Annotated in this window: 18 protein-coding genes and 1 pseudogene; 1 reads left to right on the top strand and 18 read right to left on the bottom strand. The window is 62.5% G+C overall.

Annotated elements, in window-relative coordinates:
* Positions 1-19 precede the first annotated feature (19 nt).
* Positions 20-1,189, top strand: coding sequence for a M20 aminoacylase family protein (locus GGD57_RS16760; protein WP_184471460.1), 1,170 nt, complete (start codon positions 20-22; stop codon positions 1,187-1,189).
* A gap of 190 nt (positions 1,190-1,379) precedes the next feature.
* Here GGD57_RS16760 and GGD57_RS16765 read toward each other — a convergent pair whose 3' ends face one another.
* The 18 genes and pseudogenes from GGD57_RS16765 to GGD57_RS16850 form a co-directional block, all read right to left on the bottom strand.
* Positions 1,380-2,720, bottom strand: coding sequence for an ISNCY family transposase (locus GGD57_RS16765; protein WP_184471461.1), 1,341 nt, complete (start codon positions 2,718-2,720; stop codon positions 1,380-1,382).
* Positions 2,721-2,912: 192 nt separating this feature from the next.
* Positions 2,913-4,700 (bottom strand): adenine deaminase, encoded by a 1,788-nt coding sequence (locus GGD57_RS16770; RefSeq protein WP_184471462.1) that lies wholly within the window; start codon positions 4,698-4,700, stop codon positions 2,913-2,915.
* Positions 4,697-5,617: a nucleoside hydrolase gene (locus GGD57_RS16775; protein ID WP_184471463.1), complete on the bottom strand. Its 921-nt coding sequence runs from the start codon at positions 5,615-5,617 to the stop codon at positions 4,697-4,699. Before GGD57_RS16775 ends, GGD57_RS16770 begins: the two co-directional genes overlap by 4 nt.
* 4 nt (positions 5,618-5,621) lie before the next feature.
* Positions 5,622-6,644: an ABC transporter ATP-binding protein gene (locus GGD57_RS16780; RefSeq protein ID WP_184471464.1), complete on the bottom strand. Its 1,023-nt coding sequence runs from the start codon at positions 6,642-6,644 to the stop codon at positions 5,622-5,624.
* Positions 6,637-7,416 carry an ABC transporter permease gene (locus GGD57_RS16785; RefSeq protein WP_184471465.1) on the bottom strand — a complete coding sequence of 260 codons (780 nt, stop codon included), beginning with the start codon at positions 7,414-7,416 and terminating at the stop codon, positions 6,637-6,639. Before GGD57_RS16785 ends, GGD57_RS16780 begins: the two co-directional genes overlap by 8 nt.
* Positions 7,413-8,240 carry an ABC transporter permease gene (locus GGD57_RS16790; RefSeq protein WP_184471466.1) on the bottom strand — a complete coding sequence of 276 codons (828 nt, stop codon included), beginning with the start codon at positions 8,238-8,240 and terminating at the stop codon, positions 7,413-7,415. The genes GGD57_RS16785 and GGD57_RS16790 overlap by 4 nt, the downstream gene beginning before the upstream one ends.
* Before the next feature lie 65 nt (positions 8,241-8,305).
* Entirely contained in the window at positions 8,306-9,328 is a 1,023-nt protein-coding gene (locus GGD57_RS16795) for an ABC transporter substrate-binding protein (protein WP_184471467.1), read from the bottom strand.
* Between the two features lies 1 nt (position 9,329).
* Positions 9,330-10,374 (bottom strand): annotated as a pseudogene (locus GGD57_RS16800) (LacI family DNA-binding transcriptional regulator).
* 174 nt (positions 10,375-10,548) lie between these two features.
* A complete protein-coding gene (locus GGD57_RS16805) occupies positions 10,549-11,991 on the bottom strand; it encodes an efflux transporter outer membrane subunit (RefSeq protein ID WP_184471469.1) in 1,443 nt (480 codons plus the stop codon).
* A gap of 150 nt (positions 11,992-12,141) precedes the next feature.
* Complete coding sequence (locus tag GGD57_RS16810; RefSeq protein WP_184471470.1) at positions 12,142-15,252, bottom strand: efflux RND transporter permease subunit; 3,111 nt, start codon at positions 15,250-15,252, stop codon at positions 12,142-12,144.
* Between the two features lie 48 nt (positions 15,253-15,300).
* Positions 15,301-16,512, bottom strand: a complete 1,212-nt coding sequence (locus GGD57_RS16815; protein WP_184471471.1) for an efflux RND transporter periplasmic adaptor subunit — start codon at positions 16,510-16,512, stop codon at positions 15,301-15,303.
* A 108-nt stretch (positions 16,513-16,620) separates the two neighbouring features.
* Complete coding sequence (locus tag GGD57_RS16820; RefSeq protein ID WP_184471472.1) at positions 16,621-17,223, bottom strand: TetR family transcriptional regulator; 603 nt, start codon at positions 17,221-17,223, stop codon at positions 16,621-16,623.
* Positions 17,224-17,287: 64 nt separating this feature from the next.
* Complete coding sequence (locus GGD57_RS16825; RefSeq protein WP_184471473.1) at positions 17,288-18,232, bottom strand: phosphoribosylaminoimidazolesuccinocarboxamide synthase; 945 nt, start codon at positions 18,230-18,232, stop codon at positions 17,288-17,290.
* Positions 18,233-18,329: 97 nt separating this feature from the next.
* Positions 18,330-20,072, bottom strand: a complete 1,743-nt coding sequence (locus GGD57_RS16830; RefSeq protein ID WP_184471474.1) for an SLC13 family permease — start codon at positions 20,070-20,072, stop codon at positions 18,330-18,332.
* Between the two features lie 94 nt (positions 20,073-20,166).
* Positions 20,167-20,853, bottom strand: coding sequence for a phosphoribosyltransferase (locus tag GGD57_RS16835; protein WP_184471484.1), 687 nt, complete (start codon positions 20,851-20,853; stop codon positions 20,167-20,169).
* 14 nt (positions 20,854-20,867) lie between these two features.
* Entirely contained in the window at positions 20,868-21,674 is an 807-nt protein-coding gene (locus tag GGD57_RS16840; RefSeq protein WP_184471475.1) for a pseudouridine synthase, read from the bottom strand.
* A 157-nt stretch (positions 21,675-21,831) separates the two neighbouring features.
* Entirely contained in the window at positions 21,832-22,038 is a 207-nt protein-coding gene (locus GGD57_RS16845; protein WP_007631295.1) for a hypothetical protein, read from the bottom strand.
* Positions 22,039-22,178: 140 nt separating this feature from the next.
* Positions 22,179-22,517 (bottom strand): hypothetical protein, encoded by a 339-nt coding sequence (locus GGD57_RS16850; protein ID WP_184471476.1) that lies wholly within the window; start codon positions 22,515-22,517, stop codon positions 22,179-22,181.
* Between the last annotated feature and the right edge of the window lie 376 nt (positions 22,518-22,893).

The raw sequence follows: 22,893 nt of genomic DNA on the forward strand, positions 1-22,893 counted from the left end.
TGACAGGATATCCAGGCCCATGAGCATTCCTGCCCGGATCAGCGCCGATCTGCCGTTCCTGACATCCTTGCGCCGTGATCTGCATGCCCATCCCGAACTGGGTTTCGAGGAAGAGCGCACCGGCGGCATCGTCGCGAGGCTTCTCGAAGAGGCCGGCGTCGCCGTGCAGCGCGGGCTGGCCGGCACCGGTGTGGTCGGCACGCTCCAGATCGGCAGCGGCACGCGCAGGATCGGGCTCAGGGCTGATATGGATGCGCTGGCCATGCCTGAAATGGCGGAGCGGCCTTATAAATCGACAGTGCCCGGAAAGATGCATGCCTGCGGTCATGATGGTCATACGGCGATGCTGCTGGGTGCCGCCCGGCATCTTGCGGCGACGCGGAATTTTTCCGGCACGGTGCATTTCATCTTCCAGCCGGCCGAAGAGGGGCGCGGCGGGGCGAAGCGCATGGTGGAGGAGGGGCTGTTCACGCTCTTCCCCTGCGATGCCGTTTATGGTCTGCACAATATGCCGGGGCTTGCATTTGACGAGATTGCCGTCGTCGAGGGACCGCAGCTTGCTTCTTCCGATAGTTGGCGCATCACTTTCCGGGGGATCGGCACGCACGGCGCCAAGCCGCATCTCGGACGCGATCCGATCACGGCGGCAGGCACCTTCCTGTCGTCACTGCAGACGATCGTCGGGCGTGTGGTCGATCCGCTGCAGCCGGCCGTCGTCAGCGCCTGTTTCCTGCAGGCGGGTGATGCCAAGGCGCTGAATGTTATTCCCGATATCGTGGAGATCGGCGGGACGGCGCGGGCCTATTCGCCTGAGGTGCGCGACCAGTTGGAGACAGAGATCGGTCGGCTGGCCAGCGGAACGGCTGCGATGTACGGCATATCAGCCGACTATCGTTTCGAGCGTCGAATTCCGCCTGTCGTCAACGACGCGGATGCAACCGGCCGGGCGCTTGCGGCGGCCGGCTCGGTGTTTGGAGGGAAGGTGCGGACGAGTTTCCCGCCGTCGACGGCAGGCGACGACTTTGCCTTCTTTGCGCAGAACGCGCCTGGTTGTTATGTGTGGCTCGGGAATGGACCGGCGGTGGACGGCGCGCTGCATCACAACACGGCTTATGATTTCAACGATGATGCGCTTGGTTATGGCGCAGCCTATTGGGTGGCGTTGGTGGAGCGGGAGTTGAAAGGCTAGCTAGTTTCCGTCCATAAACCCGCATATTTTGTAGCGTTTGCAAGCACTTGTGTGAGGTCGGAATCGTCTTGGAGGCATTGATGGGAGATTAGGGGCGCTGGTTTTCGTCGGAGTGGACTTGCGGGCGTGGTCGCGCGCGGCGCCGGGCCGACATGGGCCGGTGGAAGACGACTGCGGTGCCAGGCCGGCATCAGGTCCGATTGAGGCGCGTGAGGAGGACGAGATTGTAGGCCACGACCGAGGACCAGACGTAACTCTTGAAGTGATCGAGGCCACGCCAGGTGCAGCGCGCCAGGCCGTAAGCGCGTTTCAAGCATGATATTCCGGCTTCGATGCCGGCGCGGAAGTTGCGCAGCTTGCGATAGACCCAGTTGCTTTTGACCATGTCCTCGATCCGGAGGCCGGCCTTTTTGTGGAAGGCCATGTCGCGAACGCCCCAGGCCTTCGCTGTGGCCAAGTTGTTGCGCGTGGCAAAGCCACCATCGGCGGCCGCCTGCCGTGGCGCGTGGCCGTAGAAAGCGATGTGGCGCTCCAGCATTGGCAGCAACCGATCGCTGTCGGCCGGATTGCCAGTCTCGACGACCAGATCGAGGATCATGCCGCTCCTGCCGGTGGTCAGGTTGAGCTTGTGGCCGTATTCGACGTCGCGGCTGCCTTTGACGATGATATCGGCATGCGTTTCAAACAGGCTAACCAGCTTCTCGCTGGCCGGCACCGGCTCGCCGGCCAACACCCGCCGCTCACTCTGGGTGATGATCCGTTCGATCAGCGGGCGATAGTGACAGACCTGGACCTGCCACAGTTCGACAAGCGGATTGGTCGCTACAGCCAATCGCTCGCTCGCCTGCCGCAGATATGCCAGTGTCGCGCGCGCGATCGCAATCAGCTCGCGGTAGAGCTGGACACGATTGGGCCGACCACGTGTGAACTGGATGCGGCGCGCGCGCTTCTTGGCCGCGCGGCGATGATCGCACCACGCCAGACCGGCGTCGCCGACTACCGCATCAGCCTGCTTCAGCAGGCGCACCATCACCCGCACAGCATCCCACAGCAGGCCACTGTCGCTTGGTTCGTGCATGAGTGCTGAGGTCACGGTGCTGTCCAGCCGCACGACGGTGCCATCTTCGCGCTTCGCCTGCCGAGCGTTCGACAGCAGCGCCCGATTGATCGCTTCCCAGCTCTCGGCCCGGATCGCGCTGATCGTCTTTTGCAGCACCGACTTCTGCGGGCTCCATGCCCACGGCAGCCGGGCAAAGGCGCGAAACGAGGCAGAGTCTTCCAGATGGAAGGCTAGCTCCTGATAGCTCAGCTGCCGGTATTGCTTGAGTAGCGCACAGCGCAGCACCGCTTCAGCCGGCAGCCCTTGCCGTCCGGTGGCTCTGATGCCGCCGCGACACAGGTCTCGCGCCACCAGGTCGAGCAGATCGCACTGCTCGTCCAGCCAGTCCGACATCGCTTTCAGTTCACGGCCGATCTCGTGTTCGGCGAAAAGATCGAATAGGCTGGCCTGGACGGTGCGTTCTTGGCGCATTGTCGGCTCCGGCGGTTGCGGGTTTGTCTTTAGAATCAGTAGCTTGATCTAAAGTGTACCTGAAACCGCCGGGCTTTGCCCGCGGAAATATCGCGATTCCGTCAATAATTTCAGTAGTTTACCGTTTATGGACGGGCACTAGCTAGCGGGCTACACGGCATGCCTCTCATGAAACGCTATGTGCGTCCCCGCTTACCAAACCTCCAGAACCGGGCTTTCCAAAAGCTTCCCCGTCACCACGTCGGCCATCCCCTGATCCGTCTGGTGCGGGCCGGCATTGCAGGCCAGCGTTGCGCCGAAGCAGGCCTTGAAGACGCGGTAGGGCGGTTTCCAGTCGACGATTTTTTCCATGGCCTTGCGGATATCGGCGAAGGCCCGCGCCGTGTCCTTCAGCGAGGCGTCGGTCACCAGGCCGGAGAGCGGCAGTGGCAGGAACGCCTCGATCTTTCCGTCTTTGGCTACTGCCATGCCGCCGCCGGCTGATATGACGGCGTTGGCGGCGAGCGCCATGTCGCGGGTATTGCCGCCGAAGACAGTGAGGTTATGGCTGTCATGCGAGACGGTGGTGCAGAAGGCGCCGCGCCAATCGCCCCAGCCGCTGAGGAAGCCGATGCGCGGGGCGCCGTCGGCCTTGCCGTGGCGATGGGCGACGGCGATCATCGCGCTGCCGGCCGGCGGCACGACGAAGCCGTCTCTGACCTCCGTCTGCGCCTCGCCCCATTGCGTAAAACGCGGGCGGTCGATGGTGGCGACGCGGGCGCGCTTACCTCTCGACGCAATGCGGAAATCATTTTCGCTGAGTTGCGGGAGCTTCACCGAATTTTCCAGCGGGACCGGATCGAGCTGCCGGACGTCTACCTGCATGCTGCCGTTGCGGGCGACGATGCGGCCGCCCGATATGACCAGCCGCGCCCGGAATTCCTCGAGGTCGTCGAAGAGCACGATGTCGGCGCGGCGGCCGGCGGCGATCAAGCCGAGGTCGGAGCGTTTCAGGCGCTCGGCGGCGTTGAAGGTCGCGGCACGCAGCGCCCAGTCCGGCTTCATGCCGTAGCGCACCAGGCGACGGATGACGTCGTCGAGGCCGCCGCTTTCATAGAGTTCATCGGGAAAGACGTCGTCGGTGCAGAGTGTGACTGTCGGGGGCAGGTGGCCGAGACCGTTCAGCACCTCGACGAATTCCTGCAGCAGATGGTCATGAGAGCCACGCAGCTCGATCGTCAGGCCGGCGGCAAGCTTGGCGGCGAGATCGGCGCCGGAGGTGAGCTCGTGGTCGGAGGTGATTCCTGCTGCCATGAAAGCGTTGAGATCGGCGCCTTCGAGGCCGCGGGCATGGCCGCAGACGAGTTTGCCGGAGGCAAGACCGGCATTGACGATATCGGTCATGCGCGGATCGCCGTCGATGACGCCGCGCATGTTCATGACTTCGGCGACGCCGCCAACGGCGGAGGAGCGCAGCATCTCGGCGACGATGGCGGCATCGAAATCGGCGCCGGCAAGTTCCAGGCCCGGTGCCGACGGCACACAGGAAGGGGCAAGCAGGATCGTGCGCAGCGGCAGCGCGCGCGCCGCCTCGATTGCCCAGCGCATGCCGTCGAGGCCGTGGACGTTGCCGAATTCATGCGGATCCCAGACGATGGTGGTGACGCCGCGCGGCAGGACCGCGCTTGCATATTCGGCCGGCGTCACCATCGAACTTTCGACATGCATATGCGTGTCGATCAGGCCGGGCGTCAGGGTGCTGCCCGTCGCATCGATGATCTCGACCGCATCCGTGCGGCTTGCCGGAGCGTGGACGCTTGCAATCAGCGCGCCGACGAGACCGATGTCGGCGTGCCGGAGCAGGCCCGTCACTGCGTCGAGCCGCCGGCCGCCGGTAATCAGCACGTCGAAGGGAGCGTCACCGCGAGCAGCCGCGACGGCGCGGGCGCGCAAGACGGGATCGTAGAGATCGGCGGGTTCCTGGCGAGGACTGGCGTTCATTTGCGGGCCTCGTGGACCAGGGCGGCGAGAATGATCGCGCGTGCCTTATCGCCGTCGATCTCGGTGGCGAAGTGCGCATTGAAGGTCGCATGGGTGGCGCGGGTCTCGACGACGGTGCGGCCGCGGGTGAGGGCGCCCTGCAGCTCGACGTCGAGGCGCGCCGGGCGGAATCCGACGATATCGGCAGCGATGAAGGCGATGGCGGCGCAGGGGTCGTAGATCGCCATGGCTGGGCGGCCGCGGCTGGTGGCGATGCCTATATAACCGGAAAACATGTCGGCGATGAGCTCGGCATTGCCACCGCCGGCATTGCGCACCGGCTCGGCATCCTCCGGTCTTGCCAGCACCTTGCGGCAGAGGTCGAGATCGACCATGCGCAGCGGCAGGCCGTGGGCGAGGACGATTGCCAGCGCCTCGGGATCGGCCAGCGCGTTGAACTCGGCAGAGGCCGTGTGGTTACCCGAGGTGACAGCGCCGCCCATCCAGACGAGGTCGCTGATGCGGGCGGCAAGATCGGGCTGGGCGAGCGCCACGGCGGCGATATTGGTGAGGGGGCCGAGCGCCAGGATGCGGTGCTGGCCATCACGCTCCAGCCAGCGGCAGAGCGCTGTAAAGGCATCGCTTTCGGCGAGCGCTGGCGCCTTCGGCAGGCCCTTGCCTGACGTCGGGATGCCGGTTGTGCCGAGGATCGCCTGGGCGGTTTCGAGCTTGCCGAGAACCGGCATGGCGCGGCCGGTGTGGATGGGAAAGGTCCAGCCGAAGGCGCTGGCGGCGCCGGCGGCGTTTCTTTTCACCTGCGGCAGCGGCGCGTTGCCGAAGACCAGCGATACGCCGTCGATTTCGAATTCCGACTGCACCACGACCAGAATGGCGGCGATGTCGTCGAAGCCCATATCGGTGTCTATCCAGACGCCCATGATCTCACCCGAACCGTTTGAGGTTAGCCGCGCCGGCAACCGGCAGGTCGAAGACAAGCGCGCTGCCGATCTCGTAGGGCGGCAGATTTGCGTCGATCTCGGCTTTGATCGGCCCAAGCGGGGTATCGAGGAGATATTCGCGGCTATTGCCGGCGAAAGAGGTACCTCGCACAGTACCCGGAAAAGGACCGGAACCAAGCTTCACCATACGCGGACGCCAGGCAAGGCCCGCAGCTTCGGGCACAGGGCCGGAAAGTGCTGCCGGGCCGTTCGGTGTGGCAAGCTTGTCGTCTTTCAGCGCGAAGACATTCTCGAAGCCGACGAAGTCGGCGACGAAGGCAGAGGCGGGTTTGTTGTAGATCTCTTCCGGCGTGCCGATCTGTTCGACGGCGCCATTCAGCATGACGACGATGCGGTCGGCGAGCGCCAAAGCCTCGACCTGGTCGTGGGTGACGAAGATCATGGTGACGCCGGTCTCGTTCTGAACACGCTGCAGCTCGGCCCGCATTTCCAAGCGTAGGCGGGCGTCAAGATTGGAGAGCGGCTCGTCGAGCAGCAGCACTTTCGGCTCCATCACCATCGAGCGGGCGAGGGCCACGCGCTGCTGCTGGCCGCCAGAGAGTTCGGCGGGTTTACGGCCGGCGAAAGTGGTGAGCCCGACGGATTTCAGGCCGGCGCCGACGCGGGCATCGAGACCGGCGCCCGAGATGCCCTTGAGGCGCAGGCCGAAGGCGACGTTCTCATAGACCGTCAGATGCGGAAAGAGCGCGTAGGATTGGAAGACGAGCCCGATGGCGCGTTTGTTGGCGGAGATGCGGGTGATATCGGCGCCGTCGAGCCGGATCCGGCCGGAGGCGGGCGTCAGCAGGCCGGCGATCGCACGCATCGTCGTCGTCTTGCCGCAGCCGGAGGGGCCGAGAAGGGCAACGAGCTCGCCTTTGCCGATGGCGAGATCGAGATCCCTCACGGCGACCGTATCGCCATAGGCGAGCGTCAGCTTGTCGAGTTGAAGGTAGGCATCAGACATATCGCGAAAATCCCAGGAAGCGTTCGGCGAGGAAGACGATACCGATCGACAGGAAGGCGAGAAGGGCGGAGAGCGCCGCAATGGAGGGGTCGTAGGTGGTTTCCATGTAACCCAGCATGTCGATCGGCAACGTCCGGACGCCGGGGCCGGAGAGGAAGAGCGAGACGGGCACCTGATTGAAGCTGGTGACAAAGCCGAGGATGAAGGCGGCAAGAATGCCGCCGCGGATATTCGGCATCACCACGCGGAAGAAGGCGCCGAGCCTGGAGGAGCCGAGCAGGACGGCCGCTTCCTCGATATCCGAGCGCAGATTGTCGAGGCTCGCCGAAACGACGCGCACGGCATAGGGCAGCACCAGGGCCGTATGGGCAAAGAACAGCGCCAGGGTGATATTGAAGCCGAAGGGCACGACGAGATAACGCAGCAGCGCCAGGCCGACGATGATGCCGGGGACGATGATCGGCAGCGAGACGATGGTGCGGACAGTTTCGGCCGCGGGCAACCGGTAGCGGGAGAGGGCGTAGGCGGCCGGGATGCCGAGGACGAGGGCTGCGAGCGTTCCGAAGACGGCGAGAAACATCGACATGGCAAAGCTGTCGCGGAAGCTCTCGATGGTGAAGACCTTCATCACCCAGCGCAGCGACAGCCCCTGCGGCGGGAAGGCCAGCGTATCCCCTGATGATAACGAAGCCGCGATGATGATCAGGAATGGGCCGATCAGGAAGATCAGCAGCAGCAGGAGCACAACAGGCGAAAACAGCCGCAGGGTCATCGGTGGTTCCTCGCCGTTGCTAGGCGTTTCAGCAGGATGTTGGCGGCAAAGCTCATGACGATCAGAATGAAGGCGATGACGCTCGCCGAGATGAAATCATTGGCGACGGAAACCTGCTGGTACATCAGCGTTTCGAGCATCAGCACCTTGGAGCCGCCGAGGATGGCGGGGGTGATATAGGCGGTGAGCGACCCGGTGAAGACGAGCGTGCCGCCGATGACGAGACCTTCCCTAGTCAGTGGCAGGATGACCTTCCAGAAAACCTGGAACCAGTTGGCGCCGAGCACACGGGCGGCCGGGATCGCATCCTTCGGCATGTTTTCGAGCGCGCTGATCAGCGACAGGATCATCAGCGGCAGGAAGAGCTGAAGGAGGCCGATGAAGACGGCGGTCTCGGTGAACAGCAGCCGCAGCGGCTCGGCGCTGAGGCCCAGGCCCGTTATCGCCTGGTTGACGATGCCGGTGCGGCCGAGAATGACGATCCAGGCATAGGTGCGCGCCACCGGCGAGATCATCAATGGCAGGGTGATGAGGCCGATCATGCGGCCCTTGCCCTTCGGCGGCAGATTGACGATGGCAAAGGCTGCGGCATAACCGATGATCGCCGAGACGGCGGTGACTTCGAGGCCGAGCCGAAAGGTACGCAGGAAAACGGTGCGGTTCAGTGTTGCGGAGAAGAAATCGGCATAGGCCGACAGCGTCCAGGCCCCGCCGGCGCGGAAGCCTTCCAACAGCAGGATGGTGACAGGCAGCAGAAAGACCAGGGTCGCAAAGATGGCTGCCGGCAGGGCAAGCGCCAGGGCTTCTGCGCGGTTCTGGAACATGAGGCGCCTTTCAAGCGGACGGGAGAGCGGTCCCGGCTGTGCCGAGACCGGTTTTCACACGGACCCTACTGGCCGACCTTCTCGTTCCACGTCTTCAGCCAGCCGGCGCGATTGTCGAGGGCGACGGCTGACGGGATCAGCTTGAGGCTCCTGGCCGTCGCCTCGCCATAGGTGAGGTTGTTGGCCGCAGCCTCGGACAGCTTGACCTCGCTGTTGGCGGGGCTGTCGATCAGCTTTTCGGCGAGCTTGGTCTGGATGTCGGTCGAGAGCCAGAAATCCATGAACTGCAAGGCGAGATCCTGGTTTTTCGAACCCTTGGCCAGCACCAGCACGTTCATGCCACCGGTCTGGCCCTCCTTCGGCGTCGCCCAGGCGACCGGGACGTCGAGCTTGGTGAAGCCTGCCCAGGAGAAACGGCCGATCGGCGCTGCCCAGATCTCCTCCTGCTGCATCAGTTGGACGAGCTGCGAGGATTTTTCGTAGAAGGTAACGATCTCGTCCTTCTTCTCGCCCAGCGCTTCGATCGGTCCTTTCAGATCGGGCGTGTCCTTGCCAAGCGCCTGGCCCAGCATATAGAGCGCAGGCGGCCCCTGATTGGTGGTCACGTTCGGAAAGGCGACATGGCCGATATATTCCGGCTTCAGGAGATCGGCCCAGGAGTCGATCTTCATCTTGTCGGAGCGATAGGCGATCGAGGTGGCGTAGAAGGTATAACCGACGCTCATGCCGTCGCCGTTCGGATCCTTGGCGATGTCGTAGAGCTTGGCGAAATTGGAAAGTGTCGCGGTATCGACTTTGTCGATCAGCCCGGCGCGGGAGGCGGCCAGTGCATCGGCCATCGAAACGGCGGCGAGATCGACGACGGGATTGGCCTTGTTGGCCTCCATCTTGGCCAGTCGTTCGACGCTGTTGCCGGTTTCGACCACGAGCTTGCAGCCGCATTTGGCTTCGAACGGATCGTAGACCAGCGTCTTGAAATCGTCCTGGGCAAAGGCATAGACGGAAATGGTCAGCGTCCGTTCCGCCGCGGATGCAGCAAGCGGCGACAGTGCGGAGAGCGCCACCGAGGCAATGACAGCTTTTTTCATCCTACATGTTCTCCATCTCTGAGATTTTTAGTGCCGGGTCCGCAAGGCCCGGATGATTGGCGGACGATCAGTTGCATGGCGACACGGCCGGTCTCAGCGGTCACGAGCATGCCCTCCCGGGTGACCCTCGTTTTGATGGCATCCGTCAGCGCCGACACGGCAATCTCGGCAATCCTGTCCATGTCCATCCGCATGGTTGTCAGCGACGGCGTGACGACGGGCGACCAGATCAGATCGTCGAAGCCGGTGACGCTGACGTCAGTGGGGATGTTGATGCCGGCCTGCTGCAGTTCCGTCAGCGCTCGTAGGGCCTGGAGGTCGGACAGGGCTGCGAAGGCGGTGAAACCCTGTCTCACCTTTTCAGCGAGGCCGAGCGGGCAGCCGATTCCGCCAGCCTGCTCCAACCTGTCGATCCACAGCGTTTCCGCATGCATGCCCGGGCGCATGCCGGAGCGAATGCCGCCGGCACGATCGTTCTGGACGTTGGATTCCTGATTGTTGCCGATGATGAGGATGCGGCGATGGCCAAGGCCGGTCAGGTGATCGGCGATTTCGCGGCCGCCTTGCCAATGGTCGGCCGCCACAGTGTTGCCTGGCGTCGAGGCGGTGTCGATGACGGCGACCGGACAGGCGGCGGCCGAAATACGGGTGGCGCGGCGGGGAATGATGATCATGCCATCGACGCTACGCTCGACGAGCCGATTGATCGCCTCGGTCTGGGTGGCGGCATCGCCGCGGGAATCAGCGATCAGCACGCCGTAACCGGCGGCGGAGGCGGCGAATTCGATCGCCTGTGCGATCTTCGGAAACAGAGGATTGGCGATATCCGGGAGCACCAGGCCGAGAACGCCGCTGCGGCCGGTCCTAAGTGCCCGGCCGGCCTGGCTCGGAACATAACCGAGCTCGGCTGCGTGCTCGCGGATTTTTTCGATCAGTTGGCCGGAGACCCGGCCCTTGCCGGAAAGCGCGTTGGAGACAGTGGCGACCGAGACGCCGAGCGACGTCGCTATCCTGCTGAGGTTCGGTCCGGGGCGCGATTGAGGCATGATCGATGGCGCTCTGATTAATCGTTTAAGCAAAGCCTTTAACTCGACTTTGCAATCTTGTCGAATCCAAATTCATCTTATGCGTAATTATCCCAGAAGCGAATTCCGCGGGCATGAAAAAACCCCGCGAGGCGATCGCGGGGTTTGGGATTTTCAAAAAAGGCAGGCTGCCGATCAGCTCTTGGCCGGCTTCGCAGCCGGCACGGGCTTGGCCGGTGCGATCGTCTTGCCGCCGGGCGCATAGCCGCCGCCGACTGCGATGTTGAGCGAGACGTAGTCCTTGGCCATCTGCTGGACGGACTGGGCAAGGCTGGCCTGGGCCAGCGAAACCTGGCGCTGCGCGTCGAGAACGTCGAGCAGCGAAGAGGCGCCGTCCTTGTAGGATGCGGTGGAAAGTTCGAGTGTTTCCTGCGTGGTCTTGACCTGTGCCTGAAGTGCGGCGACCGTGCGGGCGTCGCGGCGGACAGCCGCAAGCGCGTTCTCGACCTGTTCGACCGCGGTCAGCACCGTCGACTTCCAGTTGAGGTAGGCCGTGGCGGCATCGGACTGCGCCGACTTGACGTTGGCGCGCAGACGGCCGCCGTCGAAGATCGGCAGGTTGAGGGTCGGGCCGAAGGACCAAGGCGTCAGGCCGCCATGGATACCACGCTGGTTGATGTAGGACGGCGAGATCGAGCCGCTGAGCGAGATGCTCGGATAGAGCTGCGCCTGGGCGACGCCGATATTGGCGGTCGCGGCAGCGAGATCACGTTCCGCCACACGAATGTCGGGACGGTTGCGGATCAGGTCTGCCGGGATGCCGGAGGTGATGCCGCCGCGGAATACCGGCTGACCGGCGCCCTTCAGCAGTTCATCGACGAGGGCAGAGGCCGGCAGGCCGAGCAGCGTAGCGATGTGATGGGCCGATACGCGGATATTGGTTTCGAGGCCGGGAATTTCGGCAAGCGTCGACTGCACCAGGCCTTCGGCCTGAACGACGTCGAGACGCGAGGCGGCACCAGCTTCGAGCTGGAACTTGGTGAGCTCGTAGGTCTCCTGACGAGACTTCAGGTTGGCCTTCGAAAGCGCCAGGCGCTGCTGGTAATAGCGAACGTCGATATAGCTCGAGACGAGATCCTGGATCAGCGTCAGCTTGGCAACATCGGCCGATGAGTAAGCGGCATCGAGCGAGGCGAGAGCGCTTTCGGTGCTGCGCTTGTAGAGGCCGAAGAGATCGAGCAGCCAGCTCAGCTGAACGTCGCCGCCGCTGGTGTTGCGCGTGTCGAACTGCGTGCGCAGCTCGCCTCTCTGGCCGCTCACCGTGTGCGAGCCGCCGACGGTCAGGTTCGGCAGGGCGCCGGCTCCGGCGGTCGTGACAGCGGCGGAGGCCGCATTGATGCGTTCGATCGCCTGCTGGACTGTCAGGTTCTGCTCAAGGCCGGCGTTGACGTAGCCGTTCAGCCGCGAATCGTTGAAGGCGGTCCACCAGGCTGCGGTAGCAACATCACCATCGCTCTTCGTTCCGCCTTCTCCGAATTTGGCGGGCAGCGGCATTTCAGGAGGAACATGATCCGGGCCAACAACGCAGCCCGACAACAACAACAATAATGCCGGGGTGGCAAAACGAAGAGATACCATTCATTTCTTCCTGTACTCGAGCAAGTCAATTCTTGTCCGAAGCTTCATGCTTCACTAACGCAACCGCGCCTCGTCCTACCAAAAATACACACACCGAAGCAGTCGGGCGCAATGTAGCAATCGGAACAGCATTATCACAGTGCATTTTTATCACACTCCTGCCGCATTTTTGCCGCGTGTGGCAAAGATGCGTCGGATGACAACGAAAAAGGACGGCACGAAGAAAATTCCGAGCATCGTCGCCGCCAGCATGCCGCCGAGAACGCCGATGCCGATGGCGTTTTGTGCCGCCGAGCCCGCGCCTGTCGCGATCGCCAACGGCACGACGCCGAGAATGAAGGCAAGGGAGGTCATGATGATCGGCCGTAGGCGCAATCGTGCCGCCTCCAGCGTAGCTTCGTAGAGCCCCATGCCGCTTTCCATGCGATCCTTGGCGAATTCGACGATCAGGATCGCGTTCTTTGCCGCCAGCCCTATGGTGGTGAGCAGGCCGACCTTGAAATAGACGTCGTTCGCCTGACCGAACAGGGTCGCGGCCGTCAGCGCCCCGAGAATGCCGACCGGCACCGCCATGATCACCGAGAACGGGATCGACCAGCTTTCGTAAAGCGCCGCCAGGCAGAGGAAGACCACGAGAACCGAGATCGCATAGAGCATCGGCGCCTGCGAACCGGAAAGGCGCTCCTGATAGGAGATACCCTGCCAGGCGACCGTATAACCGCCGCCGAGCTGTTCGGTCAGTGCTTCCATTTCGTTCATCGCATCGCCGGAGGAGACACCGGGTGCGGAAGCGCCATCGAGCGGAATGGCGCTGACGGCGTTGAAACGGGCAAGGGATGGCGCGCCTTTCACCCATTCCGTCTTGGTAAAGGCGGAGAAGGGCACCATTTCGCCGGCGGTATTGCGAGCGTACCAATGGTTGAGATCATCCGGCTGCATGCGGAAGGGCGCATCGCCCTGGACATAGACCGGCTTGATCTCGCCGTTCAGCGTGAAGTCGTTGACGTCGCGGCCGGTGAAGATGATCGACAGCATCGAGTTGACCGAGGCGATATCGACGCCCATGGCGCCGATCTTTTCCTGATCGAGCACGATGCGCATCTGCGGCTCGACTTCCTTGTTGCTGCTGCGCAGCGCAACGATCTTGCCCGAGGTATTACCCATCTGGATCAGCCGCTTGGAGGCGGCCGTCAGGGCGTCGTTGCCGTGGCCGCCGGTATCGACGAGATACATGGAAAAGCCGCTCGACACGCCGAGACCCTGGATCGCCGGCGGCAGGAGCGCGAAGACCTGCGCCTCGCGGATGGCAAAGAAGTTGCGCAACGCGCGGCTGACGACCGACTGTGCGCTCAGATTCGGATCGGTGCGCTTGGAGAAATCCTTGAGCTTGGTGAAGACGATGGCGCTGTTCTGACCGGAGCCGTTGAAGCCGAAACCAAGCGCGCCGAACACCGATTCGACAGCATCCTTTTCATTCTGGCGATAGTAATTTTCGACTTTCTCGACGACCGCCTGGGTCTGCTGCGTTGTCGAACCCGGCGGCGTGGTGACGATGGTCAGCAGCACGCCCTGGTCTTCCTGCGGCAGGAAGGAGCTCGGCAGGCGGGTGAAGAGATAGGCGCAGCCGGCGCCGACAAGCAGGAAGACCAGCATGACGCGGATCGGCCGCTTCAGGAGATAGCCGATGGTGCTGATATAACCGTTGGTGGAGCGCGTGAAGTTGCGGTTGAACCAGTCGCCGACGCGGTGCTTCCGGTGTTCGCTGACCGGCTTCAGCATCATGGCGCAAAGGGCGGGCGTCAGCACGAGGGCGACGAGGGCCGACAGCAGCATGGCCGAGACGATGGTGATCGAGAACTGGCGATAGATGATGCCTGTGGAGCCGCCGAAGAAGGCCATTGGGATAAAGACGGCGGTCAGCACGAGCGCAATGCCAACAATGGCGCCGGTGATCTCGCCCATCGATTTTTCCGTCGCCTCCAGCGGCGAAAGCTTCTCTTCGGACATGATGCGCTCGACGTTTTCGACGACGACGATGGCGTCGTCGACGAGAAGGCCGATCGCCAGCACCATGGCAAACATCGTCAGGGTGTTGATCGAGTAGCCGGTGACCGCCAGCACCCCGAAAGTGCCGAGCAGCACGACGGGAACGGCAATCGTCGGGATCAGCGTCGCTCGCAGGTTCTGCAGGAAGATAAGCAGCACGACGAAGACGAGCACGATCGCTTCGATCAGCGTGTGCACGACCTTCTCGATCGACAATTCCACGAAGGGCGTCGTGTCGTAGGGATAGGTGATCTCCACGCCCGCCGGCAGGCCGCGGCCGATGACCTCGAGAGCGGAGCGGACGCGGGCCGCGGTATCGATGGCGTTTGCGCCGATCGCCAGGTTGACGGCAAAACCGGTTGACGGCTGGCCGTTATACCGCGAACCACCGCCGTAGCTTTCCTGGCCGATCTCGATGCGCGAGACATCACTCAGGCGCACCGTCGCGCCGTCCTTTTCGACCTTGAGAATGATGTGCTCGAAATCGGCGACGGTGGTCAGCTGGCTTTGGGCAGTGATGGTGACGTTGATCTGCTGGCCTGACATCGCCGGCTGGGCGCCGAGCGAACCGACGGAGACCTGTGTATTCTGCGCCTGGATGGCCGACGTAACGTCGCTCGGCGTCAGCTGGTACTTCAGCAGCTTGAACGGGTCGAGCCAGACACGCATGGCGTAACCCGAACCGAAGACGTTGATGCTGCCCACACCTTCCAGGCGCTGGATCTGATCCTCGATCGAGGTCGACATGATATTGCCGAGGTCGACCGAGTTGCGCTTGCCGTCGGTCGAAACGAGCGAGCCGACGAGAAGAATGCTCGAAGTCGAGCGGGTAACGCTGATGCCGGCATCGATGACGTCGCTTGGCAGCTGCGACTGAACCAGCTGCAGCTTGTTCTGCACCTGCACCTGGGCGATATCGGGATTGACGCTCGTTCCGAAGGTGAGCTGGATGCTGGCTGAACCGGTCGACGAGGTGGAGGTCATGTAGGTGAGGTCGTCGAGGCCGGTCATGCCATCCTCGATGATCGTCGTCACCGATTTCTCGACGGTCTCGGCGCTGGCGCCCCGATAGGTGGCATTGATGCGGACCGTCGTCGGGGCGATGTCGGGATATTGCGAGATCGACAAAGTGAAGATCGCCAGCAGGCCGGCGAGCATGATGGTGATCGCAATGACCCAGGCGAAAATCGGACGTCGGATGAAAAACTTGGCCATCGGTTGTTCCTGTGCGGCTGAGACGGTGACGATGCGGGCTCGAAGCGATTATTTCGCTGCGGGCTTCTGCGTATCACCGGCCGCGGGCTGCTCAGCAGGCATGACCACGCCGTTGTCGTTGATCTTCATCGGGACCGGCTTTACCGGCATGCCCGCCGTGATCGACTGCAGGCCGCTGACGATCAGCTGATCGCCGTCTTTGATGCCTTCGGTCACGAGCCAGGAATTGTTGGAGGGTGAGCTGTTCTCGAAGGCGCGGGTTTCGACCTTGCCGTCGGCGGATATGAACTGTGCCGTCAGCCGGCCATTGGCGTCACGGCTCGTCGCCAGCTGCGGCAGCGCATAACCGGTCTCGGCGCCGAGCTCGACGGTTGCCCGGACATACATGCCAGGCAGGACGATGCGGTCGGGGTTGGGAAAGAGCACGCGGATGATGAAGGTGCCGGTGGTCTCGCTGACCACCTGCTTCGACATGTCGAGCTTGCCCTGCTGGTTATATTCCTTGCCGTCTTCGAGGATCAGGTGGAAGGCGACATTGTCTGCGCCCTTGATGTCCCCGGCGGCCATCGCATCGCGCAGCTTCAGGAGGTTGGTGCTCGATTCCGTCAGCGAGATATAGATCGGATCGAGCTGGCGGATCGTCGTCAGCGCCGTCGTCTGGTTGGCCGAGACGACGTTGCCGACGTTATAGGCCGTCTGGTCGATGACACCGTCGAAGGGGGCGACGATCCGGGTGTGATCGAGATCGATCTGCGCGGCGGCAAGCGCGGCTTTGGTCGATTCCACCTCGGCCTTGGCCTGGAGCAGCGTCGTCTTGGCCGTTTCGAATTCGATCTGGGTGGCGCCGCTGCCGACGAGACGCTGGTAGCGGTCGAGATTGCTTTCGGCGCTCGGCACGCTCGCTTGCGCCTTGGAGATTGCCGCCTTGGCCTGTTCGACGGCAGCGATATAGGGCGCATCCTCGATCTGGTAGAGAAGATCGTCCTTCTTGATTTCTCCGCCTTCCTTAAAGGCGATCTCTCGGATGATGCCGCTCACCTGCGGCCGGATATCGGCTGTCTGGAAGGTTTCGGCGCGGCCGGGAAGGATCGTGGTGATCGGGAAACTGTCCTTCTTCAGCGTGATCACGCCGACCGGGGCTGCCTGCTGTGCCGCGCCCGCGCCGGTATTGCCGGCAGGTTTGCCGGCATTGTCGCTGCAGGCTGCGAGCAACGCGCCGAACGCCAGAGCCGAGGAGATGAGGAGGGCGCGCCGTATCATTCTGAATTCCCAGTGCGGTGACAATTGCCGTTCGATCCACGGGCTCGGCTGGACCGAGCGCAGGCTTATATAAGGCTTTACGAAGTGACGTAAGTTAGCAATCGTCACTTAGCAAGCGTTATTTTGCAATGCGGCATCGACGAAGCCGACAATGTCCTCGGCACGGTGGACGAGGGTTTCCTTGTCGTCGCGGGCAATCAGGATCGGGTGCAATACGCAGGCCAGCACGTCTGCGACGGTGCGTGCGGCGCGTTCGGGATCGCTGCACTGATAACGTCCTTCCGCCATGCCTTCGCGGATGATTTCGCCGAGCTTGTGCTCGATTCGGGCACGATAGCGATTGCCGGCCTCAAGTTTGGCCTCGATCGTCGAAAGCACCATTTCGAAAATGTAGGGGTTGTTCTGGATGTCCTGCAGATGGCCTTCCAGCAGGCGCAGGACGAAGCGGAGCAGTTGCTGCTTCGGCGGCAGGTCCTGCTCGAAAGCTGCGAAACGCTCGGTGGCATTGTCGAGATGGCGTCCGGCGATCGCGTCGATCAGCGCGACCTTGGAATGGAAATGCTTGAAGACATTGGCGGGCGACATGTGCAGTGCGCCGGCGATGTCGGCGATCGACACGGCGACGTAGCCGCGCTGGCGAAACAGCACCTCCGCCATGGAGAGAATATCCTCGCGCGTTTCTTCGGCCTTGCGTCTCGGCCTTTTTATCATCCGTCCCCCGCCGGGCCGAGCCCGGTATCCCCTTTTGATGCTAGCGCTATTGTCTGTCGTCTTTTCAAGCGAAATAGGGGGCAAGGTTGCTTCGAACACGGGCAAGCGGTGTATCGTGGCTATTGTCGGGGACAAAGCGCTCGCCGGTAATCGCCTCGTAAGCCTTGATATAGACGGCCGAGGTCTGCTCGATCAGTTCGACGGGGATTTCGGGGATCTCGTCCTTATAGGGATCGCAGCGCTCGGCCACCCAGGCACGGACGAAGTCCTTGTCGAAACTTTCCGGACGTTTTCCGGCGGCAAAGCTTGCCGGATAGCTTTCGGCAAGCCAGTAGCGGCTGCTGTCGGGTGTGTGGATCTCGTCGGCGAGAATGATATTGCCGTCGCTATCGGTGCCGAATTCATATTTGGTGTCGACAAGGATCAGGCCGCGTTTTGCCGCCATCTCCTGGCCGCGGGCAAAGAGGGCGAGCGCGTATGTCGACAATCTCTGCCATTGCTCGGCAGTGAGAAGGCCGCGCGTGACGATTTCGGCAGGCGTCAGCGGCTCATCATGGCCGCCGTCGAATTCCTTGCTGGTCGGGGTGATGACGGGTTCGGGCAGGATCTGGTTGTCGCGCATGCCGTCGGGCAGGCGCATGCCGTACATCTCGCGCTCGCCCTTCTTGTAGAGCGTCAGGATCGAGGTCCCGGTGGTGCCGGCGAGATAACCGCGCACGACGATTTCGACCGGCAGGATGTCGAGCCGCTTGCCGATGACGACATTGGCATCCGGATAATCGAGAACGTGGTTGGGGCAGATGTCCTTCGTCGCCTCGAACCAGTAGCGCGCCGTCTGCGTCAGCACCTGGCCCTTATAGGGAATACAGGTGAGGATACGGTCGAAAGCGCTCAGCCGGTCGGTGCTGATGATAATCCGGCGTCCGTCCGGAAGGTCGTAATTCTCGCGCACCTTGCCGCGATAATAGTTCGGCAGTTCCGGGAAATGGGCTTCGGAGAGAATTCGCACGGCGCTCGATTGTCCTTGTGATTGAGTGAAGGCTTCCTGTCGTTTCGTGGCCGGGAAGTCAAGGTAGCCCCCAAGTATCGTATCGAAGAGTATCGCATCACAGCCAGAACAGAGCCAGGAGAAACAAGGCGAGGCCATAACTTGTAACGGCAAGCGGCCAGCCGGCGCGCAGGAAGTCGCTGAAGCGGTAGCCGCCGATGCCCATGGCCAGCGTGTTGTTGTGGTGGCCGAAAGGCGTCAGGAAATCGAGCGAGGCGCCAGCGGCGACCGCGATCAGATAGGCACGCGGCGCATGCTGGCCGGTTCTTGCAAATTCCAGGGCGACCGGGGTCAGGACGATAGCGACCGTTGCGTTGTTGACGAAGGGCGTCAACGCCATGGCGAGGAAGAGGATGAGGGCGACGCCGAAGAGCGGCTGGGTGATCGGCACGACGAGGCTCAACCAGCCGGCGATGGTTTCGGCCGTCCCGGTGCTTGCCACCGCCTGACCGATCGGGATCATCGCTGCCAACATGATAATGATCGGCCAGTTGAGATCGGCCATCGCCTGGCGGATGTTCAGATGATTGAGCAGGGCGAGCGCGAGCACGACGCCGGCAAAGGCGACGTCGGGACGCAGGCCGGCCGCGGAGGCGACGACGCCGCAGGCAAAGAGCGCTAGGGGCCGCCAGGAGAGCGAGGCTGGTTCGGTCGAAGCAGCCGAGGCAAGCGGCAGGCACTCGCTTTCTTCGAGCGCTTCGGCGATCGCCATACGCGGCCCCTCCAACGTCAATATATCGCCGATCGATAGTTGCAGGTCGAGGAAGCGGCCCTCGATGCGCGGCGTGCGCATGGAAAGAGCGGTGACCGCGACACCGCGACTGTGAAAGATTTCGAGCGAGCGAATCCGCGAACCGACCAGCGTGCTTTCCGGCATGACGACGCTTTCGACGCGGAAGAAATCCGGCCGCAGGCCGTGCGGATTGATATCGGCCATCAGCGCCTGCGCGGCGGCAAGACCGGCAAAGACCGCATCGCTGCCTTCGGCAAGCAGCACGTCGCCGGCCGCGATCACCGATTGCTCGAGCGGTCCGAAGACGAAATTGTCGCCGCGGATCAGCGCGTGGGCTTTGATGCCGAAGCGGGCCGGACAATCGGAAAGCCTCACGCCGACCAGCGGCGAAGCCTCGGGGATGCGGCGCTCGACGACGATGCGGCGCGTCGCCGGCGAGATCGTCGCCGGCGCCTCGTCGGGCTCTGGAAACAGCCGCTGCACGCGAAGGGCGATCAGCATTATGCCGGCAACTGCGACCGGCAGGCCGACATAGGCGAAATCGAAGAAGTGAAAGCCGGTTCCGGTTGCCTCGCCGAGTGCATTGCTGACGAGCAGGTTGGCTGGCGTGCCGATCAGCGAAACGAGACCGCCGAGCAGGGCTGCGAACGAGACCGGCATGACGAACTGACGGCGGGGGATCGCCAGAGCCGCACCGAGCCGCAGCGCCACCGGCAGGGTGATCGCAAAGGCACCGATATTGTTCATGAAGATGGAGATGAAGCCGGCAAGCAAAGACGTGCCTGAGATGACCTGGAAACTTGAAGGTTCCGTGGCCGCGAAACGGGCAGCGAGACTGTCGAAGAGCCTGGCGCGCGCCAGCACCTGGACGATCAGCAGGATCTCGACGACGGTGACGACGACGGGGCTGGCGAAACCCGTGAAGATCCGATCGGCGGGATAAAGGCCAAGTGCATGGCCGGCAAGCAGACCGGCGATCGAGACCACCTCGATGCGGAAGCGATCGAGTGAGAAGAGAACGAGCATCGCCAGCAGAAGGATCAGCAGGGATGCTTGCTCGAATGACATGGGCAGATCCGGTGTTTCATCGATGAGGCCGGACTGTAATCGTTCCTCTTGTGCTGTACAGAGGCGCCGACAGGCGGGACTGCAATATCTTGTCTCAGGCCGCTGGTGCCTGCCACCGGCCTGCAGCGTTTCGCTCCAGAAAGGGCGTTGCGAAGACGCCGACGGTGCGTGCGGCCCATTGCGGTCCGGCGTCCGTCAGCTTTTCGCGCCAGCGCTCCGATTGCAGCATGGCGGCGCCGATGACGACCGGTTCGATACCGCAGGCGGTCAGCAGATCAAGAGCGGCGACGATCGAGGCGCCGCTGGAAATGACGTCGTCGATCAAAGCGACGCGCCGTCCGTTCAGCAGCGGTAGCATGCGCGGATCGATATAGAGGCGTTTCTGCTGCGTCGGCGTAGTGATCGAGGACAGGGCGACGGAGAGCTCGTCGCGGTACCAAAATTTGCGTGAGGTGCCGAGCGGAACGTACCTGTTATGACCAAGCTTCTGCGCTACGGCGGCGGCCAGCGTCAGGCCGAGCGTCGGCAGGCCGGCGACGACATCGATGCGCATGGGCCTGATCTTTTCGGCGAGACTTTCGGCGAGCGTATCGAGCACGGCGAAGCCTGCCTGATTGACGATCAGCGAGGCGAGGGCATGATTGCCATCCGCCAGCACGCGGATCGGCAGGCGAAGCTGGCGGCCATCCTCCAGCGTGGCGACATAGAAGGAAGCGAATTCGCCATCGCCAGCAAAGGTGCCGGGCGGATGAATCTCCTGCCAGAAATCATGCGGCGCCATGCCGGTCACATCGGTCAATTGCGTCTTGCCTTTTCGATGCCGGTTTTCCGCCGCAGCGACTGCAATTCCGTCTCGGTCAGCGCGCGCGCGGCGCCTTTCGGCAGTTCGCCAAGTTCGAGCCCGCCGATTGCGACGCGCACGAGGCGCAGACATTCCGTCCCGAGCGCCTCCAGCATGCGGCGGATCTGGCGATTGCGGCCCTCGTCGAGTTCGACCTCGATCCATGAGTTCCGGTCGCCCTGGCGCAGGCGCCGCGCGGCGGTTGCCGTCAGCAACTCACCATCGTGGCGAATGCCCGATGTCATGGCTGCAATCGCCTCGTCATCCATGATGCGGTCGATCTGAACATGATAGGTTTTCGTCACATGGGTGACGGGATCGAGCAGGATCTGGGCAAATTCGGTGTCGTTGGTGAAAAGCAGCAGGCCCTCGCTGGCCTTGTCGAGCCGGCCGACGGGGGAGAGGTGCGGGATGTCGAAATCCCTGAGGCAATCATAGACCGTCGGCCTGCCTTCGGGATCATGGCGGGTGGTAACGAGCCCGCGCGGCTTGTTGAGCATCAGGTAGATTTTCGTCTCGGCAGCGATAGCAAGGCCGTCGACGCTGATCCTTGCCGTTGCAAGATCGACCCACGCGGAAATATCGGTGACGGCGCGGCCGTCGACGACGACACGGTTTTCGGCAATCAGGCGCTCGGCCTGCGTGCGGGAGCAATAACCGAGCTTGGAAAGGGCGCGGGGAAGGGTGACCCGCTTGCCGGCGGCGTTGTCGGCGAGCTTTGTCCGCTCACGCGTCTTATGTGGGGGGCGCCGCTCCCTCATCTGCCGTCCTTGTTCTGCTTTTGATGCCGTCTCTTGGCACGAACCGCAGAAGGATGCCAGCAAGGCGAATAAAAAACGAGGGGAATATAAGGCGCCGCAAAAGACGCTCAGCGCTTCCGGATAAAGCGCCGCCAGGGTTCGATGGGGGCAGGTTGCCTCAGCGGCAGACCATGAATCCGGCCAGCTCCTTGCGGCTGACGACAATACCGGCGGCGGCCTTGACCGGGTCCGGATGCGTGTAGGACAGGCTTGGCATTTCCGGCAGGTCGAGTGCCTGACGCATATTCATGATGCCGACCGCGTGACGACCATTGGCGCCGTCGACGCTGACTTCGATGATGCAGTTGGCCCTCTTGTTTTCCATGGTAGTCCTCCCTTCGTTTTTTATGTTCCCATGGCTCGCATTAAAAATTGGTTTTTGTAAGACGTAAGCATTTACGCACCCTACGAAAAATGGATCGGCGAGTGCGTAAAAAGTATGCTTTTTAAGCGGATGTGGCGACTTTAGCGCCACCAATGGCGAGGCTGCGGCTGCGGGCTGCCTGAAAGCAGATATCCGGCGAGGAATCCAATGGCGCCGGCGAGTATCAGCGCAGTGGTCGCGGCGGTCGGATGCTCGCGGGCAGCGCCGGCAGCAGAGGCCCCTTCGGCCTTGATCTGGGCGACGGCGTTCTTGGCCCGAGGCAGGGCTTCGTCATAAGCTTTGCCGGCGCGTCCGCGCACCTCGTAATAGGCTTCGGCCCCTTGAGCGGAAATCATCTTCTGCAGGCGCGAGACTTCCTGTTGAAGTGCGGCGATGTCTTTGCTGACAGATGCTCTGATATCATCGGTGTTGGCAGCCATGTCGGTCTCCTTCCTTCAATGGGAAAGACAACACCTAAAACGGAGATTGGTTCCGAAATGTCAGCCGCTGGGTATGTGACGGAAATTTGAAGCTCGCGAGGTAAGGCAGTTTAATCTTCTGTTAACCATAAATCCGCTCAAGCCGCTGTTTTTTCGTCACCTTTCCCTGCCGAGAAGCGTCTTTCCGATGGATTTTTGACCAGCTGATAAAGAAATTTTCGGGAAATCGCTCCGAAAAGGCACCCTGTGGATAATGGCGACCGACAAAAACACCTGTCGAATCAACCTGTTACAAAATTGTCAAAAAACTTTGTTTTGGTGTGTTGACTTGGAAAAGGGGTTAGTTCTATAAGCCCACTCACTGAACGAGGGCGGC

The sequence above is a fragment of the Rhizobium esperanzae genome (assembly GCF_014197615.1).
In the GTDB taxonomy this organism is placed as follows: Bacteria; Pseudomonadota; Alphaproteobacteria; order Rhizobiales; family Rhizobiaceae; genus Rhizobium; species Rhizobium esperanzae_A.

Bases quoted from the DNA above. Each gene is read 5' to 3' on its own strand.
- GGD57_RS16760 (WP_184471460.1), top strand. From the start codon at position 20: ATGAGCATTCCTGCCCGGATCAGCGCCGATCTGCCGTTCCTGACATCC.
- GGD57_RS16765 (WP_184471461.1), bottom strand. From the start codon at position 2,720: ATGCGCCAAGAACGCACCGTCCAGGCCAGCCTATTCGATCTTTTCGCC.
- GGD57_RS16770 (WP_184471462.1), bottom strand. From the start codon at position 4,700: ATGAACGCCAGTCCTCGCCAGGAACCCGCCGATCTCTACGATCCCGTC.
- GGD57_RS16775 (WP_184471463.1), bottom strand. From the start codon at position 5,617: ATGGGCGTCTGGATAGACACCGATATGGGCTTCGACGACATCGCCGCC.
- GGD57_RS16780 (WP_184471464.1), bottom strand. From the start codon at position 6,644: ATGTCTGATGCCTACCTTCAACTCGACAAGCTGACGCTCGCCTATGGC.
- GGD57_RS16785 (WP_184471465.1), bottom strand. From the start codon at position 7,416: ATGACCCTGCGGCTGTTTTCGCCTGTTGTGCTCCTGCTGCTGCTGATC.
- GGD57_RS16790 (WP_184471466.1), bottom strand. From the start codon at position 8,240: ATGTTCCAGAACCGCGCAGAAGCCCTGGCGCTTGCCCTGCCGGCAGCC.
- GGD57_RS16795 (WP_184471467.1), bottom strand. From the start codon at position 9,328: ATGAAAAAAGCTGTCATTGCCTCGGTGGCGCTCTCCGCACTGTCGCCG.
- GGD57_RS16805 (WP_184471469.1), bottom strand. From the start codon at position 11,991: ATGGTATCTCTTCGTTTTGCCACCCCGGCATTATTGTTGTTGTTGTCG.
- GGD57_RS16810 (WP_184471470.1), bottom strand. From the start codon at position 15,252: ATGGCCAAGTTTTTCATCCGACGTCCGATTTTCGCCTGGGTCATTGCG.
- GGD57_RS16815 (WP_184471471.1), bottom strand. From the start codon at position 16,512: ATGATACGGCGCGCCCTCCTCATCTCCTCGGCTCTGGCGTTCGGCGCG.
- GGD57_RS16820 (WP_184471472.1), bottom strand. From the start codon at position 17,223: ATGATAAAAAGGCCGAGACGCAAGGCCGAAGAAACGCGCGAGGATATT.
- GGD57_RS16830 (WP_184471474.1), bottom strand. From the start codon at position 20,072: ATGTCATTCGAGCAAGCATCCCTGCTGATCCTTCTGCTGGCGATGCTC.
- GGD57_RS16835 (WP_184471484.1), bottom strand. From the start codon at position 20,853: ATGGCGCCGCATGATTTCTGGCAGGAGATTCATCCGCCCGGCACCTTT.
- GGD57_RS16840 (WP_184471475.1), bottom strand. From the start codon at position 21,674: ATGAGGGAGCGGCGCCCCCCACATAAGACGCGTGAGCGGACAAAGCTC.
- GGD57_RS16845 (WP_007631295.1), bottom strand. From the start codon at position 22,038: ATGGAAAACAAGAGGGCCAACTGCATCATCGAAGTCAGCGTCGACGGC.
- GGD57_RS16850 (WP_184471476.1), bottom strand. From the start codon at position 22,517: ATGGCTGCCAACACCGATGATATCAGAGCATCTGTCAGCAAAGACATC.